Here is a 13,009-nt window from a genome sequence, read left to right on the forward strand (position 1 = left end):
TTTTACAAAACTTGATAAATAATCTCTAAATAAATAAGTAGGTCGGCATTAAAATTTAAGGAGATAAAATTATGACTTTTACCTTTACTCGTATTGCTAATACCGATACTCAAATTCCAGATGGTACAGAAAATTTTGCAAATTTTGGCTATTATATAGAAGATGGAGAAACTAATTTTAGCGATCTAATTTGGCCTGCTATTAATGAAGCAGGAAATCTTGCATTTTTAGGAAGAAATTCTGCAAATCAAATTGGTATCTATACAGATATTAGTGGCTTAAATGTTGTTGCCGACACAAATACTTTAATTCCAGATAATCCAATTCCTGACGAAACAGATACTTTTATGAGTTTTCTTCCCCCCATAATTAATAATAATGGAAATGTAGCTTTTAGAGGAGTTTTAGCATTAAACGATCCTTTGGAAGGGATTTTATTTGATACAGGAATTTATACAAATATTGGTGGGTTAAACAAAGTTGCTGATATTAACACTACTATTCCAGGCAACACAGAAACCTTTGAAGAAGTTGATGCTTTTCCTTTCCTAAATGACAATGGAAATGTAGCTTTTGCAGGTTTTTTATATGATGATTTTGGTTTTATAATACCAGAACTTGAGGGAATTTATACTAATATCGGAGACATAAATATAATTGCCGATACAAATACTATTATACCAGGAGAAACAGACAATTTTGAAGGTTTTGGTAGTCCATCTTTTAATAATAATGAAACTGTAGCATTTTTAGGTTATGCTGCCACAAACTTTGACGAACCAGGAATTTATTATAGTAATTCCGAAGGTATTTTAAGTCTTATAGCTGATAGAAATACCCCTATTCCTAGTAGCACTGAAAATTTTTTCTCCTTCGGTAGACCTATCCTCAATAACAATAATGAAATAGTATTTGCTGCTAGCCAAGATATAAGTGGAAGTCTTGGCATATATACAAATATCGGTGGAATTAATTTAGTAGTAGATACAAATACATCCATTCCAGACGGTACTGGTAACTTTACGGGATTTACCTCTGAAGACCCTGATAATCTATTTGATAGTTTTCCATCTGACTTATATTCAATTAACGATAATGGAAAAGTCGCATTTATTGGAGTGGGAACAGATGAACAACAAGGAATATATACAAATCTCAACAATGTATTAGAAAAAGTTGTTGATGGTAATACATCCCTAGAAGGAAAAACCATCAGTGATTTAGCTTTTGGTTGGTATGGTTTAAGTGAAAATCAAATTGCCTTTACAGCTCAGTTTACGGATGGTACAGAAGGAATTTATGTTGCTACTAACGCCCCAGTTTCCCTCAGTTTAAGTATAGATATTGATAACATTTCCGAAGCAGACGGAGAAAATGCAGCAACTGTCACAGTCACTCGTACAGGTGGCACTGCTGCCTCCCTAGAAGTAAATCTCGCTAGTAGCGACACCACAGAAGCAACTGTTCCATCTACAGTAACTATTCCAGTAGACGAAACTTCAGTAACTTTTAGTGTTGATGCTGTTGACGACTTAATAGATGATGGCGATCGGACGGTAAATTTGACTGCAACTGCTACTGGTTATACAGAAGATAGTATAGAATTTGTTGTTACTGATAATGACGAGCCACCTGTTGTCAGCATCACTGCCACAGGAGAACCCGCAGAAGCAGGGGCAGTTCCAGGAACTTTCACCATTGATAGAGGTACAGAAACTAACGGTGACATTACAGTCTTTTTCACCATCTCTGGCAGTGCTACCCAAAATATTGACTATGACATTCAAGGCAGTCACACCGTAGACAACACAGTTCCCACAGTGACTTTTGACGGAGAAAAAGGTAGCGTAGTCATTCCCGACGGACAAACCAGCGTTGATATACAAATAGTTCCCAGGGACGATACCGTTGTCGATGCAGCAGAAACAGTCACTCTTACTCTCACCGAAGAACCTACCAACGCACCAGAACAATATACTGTAACAACTATTCCTGGAAATGAAACAGCAACCCTAACTATTACAGATAACCCCGAACCAACCTCTAAAGTAGTGGGAGCGAATGAGAATATTATTTCAACTAATGTAGATAGTCCTACTTCAGTATTTGCTGCTGACATAGATAATGATGGAGATGTCGATGTTTTAAGTGCATCAACTGATGATGACAAAATTGCCCTTTACCTCAACGATGGCAATAATAACTTTACCGAGCAGGTTATTTCTACTAACGCAGATGGTGCAACATCAGTATTTGCCATAGATTTAGATTCTGATGGAGATGTAGATATATTAAGTACTTCCGACGGTGATAGTAAAATTGCTGCCTACCTCAATGATGGCAGTAATAACTTCACCGAACAGATTATTTCTGATACTGCTTATGGTACTGTGTCAGTATTTGCCGTTGATATAGACAATGACGGGGATATAGATATTTTAGATACTTCTATTGCTACAAATGCTGGAGTAATACCAGGAGATCCACTTCTTGTAGAGAGTGATGTCCGCCTTTATGTCAACGATGGCAACAACAACTTTACCGAGCAGGGAGTATCTACTCATGCACATGGTGCTTTGTCAGTATTTGCTGTAGATGTAGACTCAGACGGAGATATTGATGTCTTAAGTGCTTCTTACATTGGAAATACAATCTCCCTTTATGTCAATGATGGTAGTAACAATTTTACCGAGCAGGTGATTTTTACTACTAATGGAGCTGAAGATGGTGAACTGATAACTGAGTTTGGTGCGACTTCTGTATTTGCAGCAGATATTGACAATGATGGGGATGTTGATATCTTAAGTTCTTCTAATCGTGACAATAAAATCTCCCTTTACGTCAACGATGGCAGCAACAACTTTACCGAACAAGTCATCTCGACTAATACTGACTTTCCATTATCTGTATTTGCTACGGATATAAACTCAGATGGAAATTTGGATGTCTTAGCTTCTTCTCCTCTTGACAATAAAATCGTCGTTTACCTCAATGACGGTAGTAATAACTTTACAGAACAAATCATTCCTACCGATACTTATGCTGCTATTTCAGTTTTTGCAGCAGATATAGACTCGGATGGAGATGTAGATATCTTAAGCGGATTAGATATAGAAGATGGAGATAGTAAAATAGTCTGGTATGAAACAGTTTCCCTACCTGTTGTCAGTATCAACGCCACAGGAGAACCCGCAGAAGCAGGAGCAATTCCAGGAACTTTCACTATTGACAGAGGTACGGAAACTAACGGTGACATTACAGTATTTTTCACCATCTCTGGTACTGCTACCCAAAATATTGACTTTGATATTCAAGGCAGTCACACTGTAGACAACACAGTTCCCACAGTAACTTTTGACGGAGAAAAAGGTAGCGTAGTTATTCCCGACGGACAAACCAGCGTTGACATACAAATAGTTCCCAGGGACGATACCGTTGTCGATGCAGCAGAAACAGTCACTCTTACTCTTGCAGAAGAACCCACCGACGCACCAGAACAATATGCTGTAACAACTATTCCTGGAAATGAAACAGCAACCCTAACTATTACAGATAACCCCGAACCAACATCTAAAATAATAGGGGCAAATGAAAAGATTATTTCTACTAATGCAGATGGTGCTGTTTCAGTATTTGCTGCTGACATAGATAATGATGGAGATGTCGATGTTTTAAGTGCATCAACTGATGATGACAAAATTGCCCTTTACCTCAACGATGGCAATAATAACTTCACCGAACAGGTTATTTCTACTAATGCAGACAATGCTATTTCAGTATTTGCTATAGATTTAGATTCTGATGGAGATGTAGATATTTTAAGTGCTTCCGACGGTGACAGTAAAATTGCTGCCTACCTCAATGATGGTAGTAACAACTTCACAGAACAGATTATTTCTGATACTGCTTATGGTACTGTGTCAGTATTTGCTACTGATATAGACAATGATGGGGATATAGATATTTTAGATACTTCTATCGCTGACAATTCTGCAATAGTACTACCAGACGATCCACTTCTTGTAGAAAACGATGTCCGTCTTTATGTCAACGATGGTAACAATAATTTTACCGAACAGGGAGTATCCGCTGAGGCAAAATTTGCTCTCTCAGTATTTGCTGTGGATATTGATAATGATGGTGATATAGATGTTTTAAGGACATCGCCTTACTCTTTCGGTACCTCTCCATTACCAGGGGAACCCCCAATACCTAATGACAAAACATTAGCTCTTTTCTTGAATGACGGCAACAATAATTTCACCGAACAAGTTATATCTAATAATAGTGAATTTCCTTTCTCAGTATTTGCAGCAGATATTGATAGTGATGGTGACGTAGATATTTTAAGTTCATTAATTGATGGCGATGATGGCAAAATATTAGTTTACCTGAATGATGGTAGCAATAATTTCACCGAACAAGTAATTTCTACTAATGCTGATGGTGCATTTTCTGTATTTGCTGCGGATGTGGATGGTGATGGAGATGTGGATATTCTTAGTGCATCAGTTTATGATGATAAAATAGCAGTTTACCTCAACGATGGCAGTAATAATTTTACCGAACAAGTGATTTCTACTAATGCTGATGGTGCATCTTCTGTATTTGCCGTTGATATAGACTATGATGGAGATGTGGATATTTTAAGTGCATCAGGTGAGGACGATAAAATTGCTCTCTACGAAACAATATCTGCTCCAGTTTTAAGTAACCTAGACTCTGTTGCATTTGCAGAAAATGCCCTCAATATAGCAGCAGAAATAATAGATAATGATGTCACTCTTGCTGCCGAAAACGACAACCTCAATGGTGGTAACATCACTATCAACTATACAGTTGGCAATACTACCGCAGACCAACTTACAGTGGCAAACATTGGTACGGGAACAGGTGAAATAGGATTCGATGGCACGAATATTAGCTATGAAAGCAACACCATAGGTAGCATAGATGGAACTAATAATGCTGTAGATGGTTCCGAGCTAATAATCAATTTTACCACTAATGATGCCACTGTTGCAGCAGTCGAAGCTTTAATAGAAGCTATCAGTTACCAAAATACCTCCGATAACCCTACCGCTAGTCGCACTATATCTATAACAGTCAACGATGGCATCCTAGAAAGCAACCCTCAAACAGCAGAAATAACAGTTACTGCTGAAAATGATGCTCCAGTATTAGACAACACTTTAGATGCTACGGGTACAACCGCCGACATAGAATTAACAGTAGATGAAGATACCATCCTTACCGGAACAGTAGGCAACCTAGTCAGCGAAATAGTCGCCCTGACAACAGGCAACGTCACCGACTCCGATACCGATGCAGTTACAGGTATTGCTATTACTACAATAGACGAAACCAATGGTACTTGGCATTATAGCATAGATGGAGGTATAACTTGGACAGAAGTAGGAGCAGTTTCAGACACCAGTGCCTTGTTATTAGCAGCAGATGATAACACCAGACTATTATTTGCACCAAATGAAAACTATAACGGTAGTACAGTTGATGCCATAACCTTCCGAGCTTGGGATAGAACATCAGGTACGACAGGAAATAAAGTAGATGTCAGCAGCAACGGTAATGAAACAGCATTTAGTAGCGATACTGATACAGCCAATATAACAATCACTCCAGTCAACGATCCTCCTATTATTACTAGCGATAGTACAGCAACAGTAGTCGAAAACACTACCATAGTAACCACTGTAATCGCCGAAGATGTTGATGAGGATACAATAACTTATTCTATTACGGGAGGAGCAGACTCTGGCTTATTTGAAATAGACGAAAATAGTGGAGAAATAACATTCAAGACAGCTCCCGACTTTGAGTTACCAACAGATGAAAATCAAGATAACGTTTACGAAATAGAAGTAACTGCATCAGACAGCAATGGTGCAACCGATATCCAAACCATTACAGTTAACGTCACAGACGAAAATGAAGGTACGCCAGGAATAACTGTTTCTCCTACAAATCTGAGTACAAGCGAAGATGAGACAACAGCAAGCTTTGAAATATTATTAAACAGTCAACCTACTGATGATGTAGTAGTAGCAGTTGCTTCAAATGACACAACAGAAGGCACAGTAGATATTAGCAACGTCACATTTACTCCAGAAAATTGGGATATTCCGCAAATATTGACAGTTACAGGAGTAGATGATGCAGAAGTAGATGGAGATATCAACTTCACATTAGAGACAACTACAACAAGCAGCGATGTTGAGTATGATGGTATTGCCGTTACTGATATTACTGTTACTAACGCTGACAACGACACTGAACCAGAGCCGACTCCAGAACCACAACCAACTCCAGAACCAACTCCAGAGTCACAACCAACACCGGAGCCACAACCCACACCGGAGCCAGAACCAACTCCAGAACCACAACCCACACCGGAGCCAACTCCAGAACCAACTCCAGAACCACAACCCACACCGGAGCCAACTCCAGAACCAACTCCAGAACCAGAACCAACTCCAGAACCACAACCCACACCGGAGCCAACTCCAGCACCGGAACCAACACCGGAGCCAACTCCAGCACCAACACCGGAGCCAACTCCAGAGCCACAACCCACACCGGAGCCACAACCAACTCCAGAACCACAACCCACACCGGAGCCACAACCAACTCCAGAGCCACAACCAACTCCAGAACCAACTCCAGAACCACAACCAACTCCAGAACCAACTCCAGCACCGGAACCAACACCGGAGCTAACTCCAGCACCAGAACCACAACCAACACCGGAGCCAACTCCAGAGCCACAACCAACACCGGAGCCAACTCCAGCACCAACTCCAGAGCCACAACCAACTCCAGCACCAACTCCAGCACCAACTCCAGCACCAGAGGCAACTCCAGCACCAACTCCAGAGCCACAACCAACTCCAGAACCAACTCCAGAGCCACAACCCACACCGGAACCAACTCCGGAGCCAACTCCAGCACCAGCACCCACACCGGAGCCAACACCGGAACCCACACCGGAACCCACTCCAGCACCAGCACCCACTCCAGCACCAGAAGCAACACCGGAGCCAACTCCAGCACCAACTCCAGAGCCACAACCCACACCGGAACCCACTCCAGCACCAGAACCACAACCAACTCCGGAGCCAACTCCAGCACCAGAAGCAACACCGGAGCCAACTCCAGCACCAACTCCAGAGCCACAACCCACACCGGAACCAACTCCAGCACCAGAACCACAACCAACTCCGGAGCCAACTCCAGCACCAGAACCACAACCAACTCCAGAGCCACAACCAACTCCAGAACCAACTCCAGAACCAACTCCGGAGCCAACTCCAGCACCAGAACCACAACCAACTCCAGAGCCACAACCAACTCCAGAACCAACTCCAGAACCAACTCCGGAACCCACACCGGAACCAACTCCGGAACCAACTCCGGAGCCAACTCCAGCACCAGAACCACAACCAACTCCAGAGCCACAACCCACACCGGAACCAACTCCAGCACCCACACCACAACCGACTCCAGAACCAACTCCAACTCCAGAACCACAACCGACTCCAGAACCACAACCGACTCCAGAGCCACAACCAACACCGGAACCAACTCCAACTCCAGCACTGGAACCCACACCGGAGCAAACTCCAGAGCAAACTCCAGAGCCACAACCCACACCGGAGCCAACTCCAGAGCAAACACTAGAACCAACACCAGAACCACAATCTGTACCCGAACCAACCTCGGTATCAGAACCAGAAATTATTTCTGGTTTAGATCCCATTTTTGAACTACAGCCAACTCCCGAAGTAGAAGCAGAATTAACTACCGTTTTAGCCCCAGAAGAAACAATTCTGTTGATACCCGCCGAACCGATACCACCAATAGTAGATTTTAATGCTGCCACCAGTACGATCCCAGAAGAAAATACCTTTATGGGAACTTCAGACACCGACAACTACATTGGCACCGAAAATGCTGATGCCATCTACGGTAATGATGGCAACGATCGCCTCATGGGTATGGATGGTAGTGATATTATTATTGGTGGTACAGGTAGTGCAGAATTACTTCAAGTAAGTCAGACTAACAGTCCTACTAATGATAATGATAACGATATAATCTTTGGTGGACGTCAAGAAGATTTAATCAATGCAACTCAAGGTGAAGATATTGTCTATGCAGGGAAAAACAAAGATACTGTCTATGCAGGTAAAGGTAATGATTCTATATTTGGAGACAACGATGATGATATTTTGATGGGAGACAAAGGAGACGATAGTATCTACGGTGGTAGTAGTGATGCCAGCCAAGATAGTAATGGAAATGACCAACTCCACGGTGGTGAAGGAGATGACTACCTCAATGGAAGCCGAGGTAATGACAAACTTTCAGGAGGTACAGGTAACGATAGCATCAATGGCGGTAAGGGTGACGATATTGTCCACGGAGGAATAGGTAACGATAGCATCAATGGTGACAAAGGAAAAGATACCCTTATTGGTGGGGAAGGCGATGACTTACTAAATGGTGGTCAGGGTGACGACCTACTCTATGGTGGTCAGGGTAATAATACTCTCAGTGGTGGTGAAGATGGCGATCGCTTTGTATTAACTGCTTTTGAAGGAGTTAATACCATAACTGACTTTAGTAATGAGGATACTTTAGCTTTAGTCGGTTTTAGTTTTGAAGAAATAGAGTTTGTTCCCAATATTGATGAAAATATGACAGCTCTTGTTCTCAATGGTGAAATGATCGCTATTCTCGAAAATACTCAAATTATTGATACGACTGGCTTAGACTTCATAGAATATCAATCTATTGAGGAGATATGATATTATAGCAAATCTATAGAACCCCTGAGTGGGATATTTGCACGCGGTATGTGCTTTTGGCTTCCGTCTTCAGTCTGAGCAAGTTCTGGAAATTCAGGAACGAGAATAGGGGAAAAAGCGGATGAGACCCCGCGCCGCCCGATAGCTCACCTGGTAGCGCACCAAGCAGGTAAAAAAATGCTCTCATCTCCCCATCTCCCCATCTCCCCATCTCCCCATCTCCCCATCTCCCCATCTCCCCATCTCCCCATCTCCCCATCTCCCCATCTCCCCATCTCCCCATCTCCTCCTCTATTTAACAAATTACAAGTCCAATACCCATCTGGGTTTGATGATTCTGGCAGTCATTTTTCATAATTTTTCGGTTTCCTGAACCCTTATAGTTTTTAGGCTCCTTAAAACGGCTTTCCTGAAACTTTTGTATTTCAAGAAAAGATACCAAATGGTTTCTATAGACCCAATTTGGTATCTTTTGAGGATCGCGGGGTGCCAAGCTCTTTGAAAGCTATACATAGAAAGGGATTTTCCCAGGGTAAACGCATCTAGATTTTTTTTTGATTCAAGTTTTGTGCCAAAAGCATTACTATATCTAGTTTAGAGCTTACTTGTAACCCCATGGTAGTGTCAACTTTTTTAACTTTTCAGCAAGCCCTAAGTTATTAATTATGTCATTTACGATAAGACATTTGTCATAAAAAACTCAGCAATTTTCTATAAAATTTCTCAATTAAAGATAAATGCACAACTACTTGACAAATATATTTAATTATGAGATAAAAAAAAGTTTGTGAGTAAAACTTAAATAGTGTCTGGAAACAATTTATACATTGTGAAAGTCACTACTTATTACAGATAAAATTAGGTTAAATTATCGCAAGTTTTCAAGGGTGATTAACTGTTGAATGAAAATTGTAGAAAGTAGTTGCTATTTGTAACAAATGTGTTGTAATATTAAACAGGTATAGGACTTAAGATGAATTATAGTGGGTGAATGCGACTTGTTGACAGACATATTATTAACCGAACACATCAATATTGGCGGGTGTGTGATGAGTTAGCCTTTAAATCAAAAAACTTGTACAACCTGGCTAACTATTATTGTCGTCAGCATTTTTTTAAGTGCTCAAAAAGTCTAGATTTAACTAAACTGTACCACGCCACCAAAAATAGCGATGCCTATAGAGCATTACCAACTAAAGTATCAAAACAAATAATAAAATGCTTGGTTGCAACTTGGCGTGGTTATTTTCAGGCAATCAAAGAATGGTCAAAACATCCAGAGAAGTTTTTAGGTAAACCTAAAATACCAAAGTATAAGGACAAAACCAAAGGTCGAAATGTAGTTATATATTCAAAGGAATCAGTCTATAAAGCCCCTCTTTTAGATGGTATTTGTCACTTATCTATGAGTGATATCAAAATACCTGTAGTTGTGGAAACTGTAATCGAAGTCAGGATAGTACCTGCTACTAGCTGCTATATAATTGAAGTAGTGTATGAAAAAGCTCTTCAGCCACAAATACACTCAACATATGTAGCCGGAATTGACTTAGGAATTGACAGATTAGTTGCTCTATCTACAAACAAGCCTGGTGTTAAGCCTATGCTTGTTAACGGGAAGCCACTAAAAAGTGTTAATCAGCTTTACAACAAGCGTAAAGCCAAGTACCAAAGTTATCTCAAAGGCAACAGAAAAACCAGTCGTAAAATTGAAGCATTAAGTTATCACCGAAATCGTTTTGTGGAGAATTATCTGCATAACACCAGCAAATTAGTTGTCAATTATTTAGTAACTAATAATATTGGTACTGTAGTCATAGGAAAAAATGATAACTGGAAACAAGGAACAAATATCGGCAAAAAAAACAACCAAAATTTCACCCAAATACCACATGATAAGTTACTCAAGCAAATTACTTATAAATGTCAGCTAGCAGGAATAAAGGTGATTGAAACAGAGGAAAGCTATACAAGCAAAACATCTGCCGTTGACCTTGAGCAACCAATAAAACATGAAACTTATAGGGGTAAACGAGTCAAACGTGGTTTATTCAGGAGTGGAACTGGTATAGTCATTAATGCTGATATTAATGGCAGTCTTCAAATTATTAGAAAGAAATTCCCAGGGGTATTTACTGCCGAGGGAATAGTGAGCTGTGCCGTACAGCCAGTATTGGTTAATCCAATATCAAGATAAAAGCTCAGATCGATTTTCTACAGTTTTTTTCGTACGGTAGAGATCTGATTTTCTATCAATTAATTCCGATGAAATATGAAAATTATCAAGAATTAATTGCAATATTATTAAAATTAATCAGGGAAAATTAAGTGATTAGCCATACCTAATTTATCAAACAAAAACAAGGAAAAAATTGAAAATGAAAATTACTAGACGTATATTTTTAGCAACAGGCACAGCAATGGCGAGTGTAGCGATCGCCGAACTTGGTAAAAGTAATCGAGGATTAGCCCAAAGTGAGGCGATAAATCTCTATTCTTCTCGCCACTACGACACTGACCAAGTTCTCTATGACAGTTTCACCAAAAAAACTGGCCTCAAAGTTAATCTAATAGAAGGCAAAGGAGATGAGTTAATTGAACGTATCAAAAGCGAAGGTGCTAACAGTCCTGCAGATGTTTTTATTACAGTAGATGCAGGTCGTCTGGGACGAGCCGAAGAAGCAGGCATTTTGCAGCCCATTTCTTCATCTACTCTCAACAGTAAAATTCCAGCCAACCTCCGCAGTCCGGAAAACCTATGGTTTGGTTTCTCCAAACGGGCACGGGTAATAGTTTATAACAAAGATAAAATTCAACCATCTGAGCTATCAACTTATGAAGACTTAGCCACAGATAAATGGAAAGGCAAAATTCTGATTCGTTCCTCCAATAACATTTATAATCAATCCTTAATAGCATCTTTAATTGAAATTCATGGAATGTCAGACACAGAAAATTGGGCAAAAGGCTTTGTTAGCAACTTTGCCAGACCCCCAGAAGGAAATGATACTGCTCAAATAAAAGGTGTTGCTGCAGGTATCGGTGATATTGGTATTGCTAATAGTTACTATGTAGGCCGTTTAGCAAAATCTGACAAAGCAGAAGACAAAGCAGTTGTTCAGAAAATAGGAATGTTTTTCCCTAACCAAAATGGCCGCGGTACTCACATTAATATTAGTGGTGGTGGCGTAGTTAAAACTGCCCCAAATAAAGAAGGTGCAATTAAGTTTCTCGAACATTTGGCCAGCCCAGAAGCTCAAAAAATCTTCTCTGAGGGTAACAATGAATATCCTGTAGTTGAAGGTGTACCTGTTCCTAGCGTTTTGACAACCTATGGAAACTTCAAGAGCGATGCTGTAAATGTTGCTGTTTATGGCAAGTTGAATGCTGAAGCGATTAAATTAATGGATCGTGTGGGCTGGAAATAGTAACGATAATATCATCAGGACTTACGCACGAAGCATGAAAAAGTAGCGTTTGAGATTGCAAGTCACAGGGAAGCAATGACGGAAATACGTTTGACTGCGTAAGTCCTAGATTATATCAAATCCGGTAGCATTGGTATCATTAGATAGTTAATTAGGAGTCAGGAGTCAGGAGTCAGAAGGGAAGAGAATTTAGAAAGATTTGTTAATGGGTGAAGATGAAAAATTTTTTTATACCGAATTAAACGGATTGGATATTATTTAATGGATAAAAACAATGACTCGTCAGCCATTACTTGATCCTAATCGTTCTTATACTTTCAGCAATTATTTTGAGTTGGGATTTACGACAGATGATTTGGTTGCTGAATTTGGTTATTCATTTGAGCGAAAATTTCTCACTTTACCACAATATCCTGATGAATTAGACCGGATCGCCGATCTAAAGGAGGGCATTGAGGAGATATTACCTTATGTAGATTTAGAGAATGAGGCTACCCGTAGGGAAATGCTCATTGCGCCCATTATCTCAGATTTAATTCATTATTCCCACGCTAAGTTAAGAATAGAATATTCCATTCAAGTTGACAACAGATTGCAAGGAAAATTAGATTACTTGTTACGTTCGACAACGAATTTGATTGTTATTGAAGCAAAACAAGCAGATATTAATCGAGGTTTTACCCAATTAGCGACGGAAATGATTGCCCTCGACTGATGGATCGACTCTTCACAAACTGAAATTTTAGGGGCTTG

Annotated in this window: 5 protein-coding genes; 4 read left to right on the forward strand and 1 reads right to left on the reverse strand. The window is 40.2% G+C overall.

The window, feature by feature from the left end:
- The first annotated feature begins 71 nt into the window (after window positions 1-71).
- The gene (locus tag F6K23_RS05190) at window positions 72-8,828 is read left to right on the forward strand and encodes an FG-GAP-like repeat-containing protein (RefSeq protein ID WP_293151525.1); all 8,757 of its coding nucleotides are present in this window, start codon (window positions 72-74) and stop codon (window positions 8,826-8,828) included.
- 13 nt (window positions 8,829-8,841) lie between these two features.
- Here F6K23_RS05190 and F6K23_RS42805 read toward each other — a convergent pair whose 3' ends face one another.
- Window positions 8,842-9,111: a hypothetical protein gene (locus F6K23_RS42805; RefSeq protein WP_375340735.1), complete on the reverse strand. Its 270-nt coding sequence runs from the start codon at window positions 9,109-9,111 to the stop codon at window positions 8,842-8,844.
- Window positions 9,112-9,819: 708 nt separating this feature from the next.
- Between F6K23_RS42805 and F6K23_RS05200 the strand changes: the two genes are divergently transcribed.
- The 3 genes from F6K23_RS05200 to F6K23_RS05210 all read left to right on the forward strand — a co-directional run bounded on the left by F6K23_RS05200 (window position 9,820) and on the right by F6K23_RS05210 (window position 12,971).
- Window positions 9,820-11,025, forward strand: a complete 1,206-nt coding sequence (locus tag F6K23_RS05200) for a transposase (protein ID WP_293151532.1) — start codon at window positions 9,820-9,822, stop codon at window positions 11,023-11,025.
- Window positions 11,026-11,206: 181 nt separating this feature from the next.
- Window positions 11,207-12,256 carry a Fe(3+) ABC transporter substrate-binding protein gene (locus F6K23_RS05205; protein ID WP_293151535.1) on the forward strand — a complete coding sequence of 350 codons (1,050 nt, stop codon included), beginning with the start codon at window positions 11,207-11,209 and terminating at the stop codon, window positions 12,254-12,256.
- A 274-nt stretch (window positions 12,257-12,530) separates the two neighbouring features.
- Window positions 12,531-12,971 (forward strand): hypothetical protein, encoded by a 441-nt coding sequence (locus F6K23_RS05210; protein WP_293151538.1) that lies wholly within the window; start codon window positions 12,531-12,533, stop codon window positions 12,969-12,971.
- The last annotated feature ends 38 nt before the right edge of the window (window positions 12,972-13,009 follow it).

This window comes from Okeania sp. SIO2C9, from assembly GCF_010672455.1.
GTDB lineage: Bacteria > Cyanobacteriota > Cyanobacteriia > Cyanobacteriales > Microcoleaceae > Okeania.

Excerpts from the sequence above, each read along its gene's own strand:
- F6K23_RS42805 (WP_375340735.1), bottom strand. The coding sequence starts at position 9,111 with ATGGGGAGATGGGGAGATGGGGAGATGGGGAGATGGGGAGATGGGGAG.
- F6K23_RS05205 (WP_293151535.1), top strand. The coding sequence starts at position 11,207 with ATGAAAATTACTAGACGTATATTTTTAGCAACAGGCACAGCAATGGCG.
- F6K23_RS05210 (WP_293151538.1), top strand. The coding sequence starts at position 12,531 with ATGACTCGTCAGCCATTACTTGATCCTAATCGTTCTTATACTTTCAGC.
- F6K23_RS05190 (WP_293151525.1), top strand. The coding sequence starts at position 72 with ATGACTTTTACCTTTACTCGTATTGCTAATACCGATACTCAAATTCCA.
- F6K23_RS05200 (WP_293151532.1), top strand. The coding sequence starts at position 9,820 with ATGCGACTTGTTGACAGACATATTATTAACCGAACACATCAATATTGG.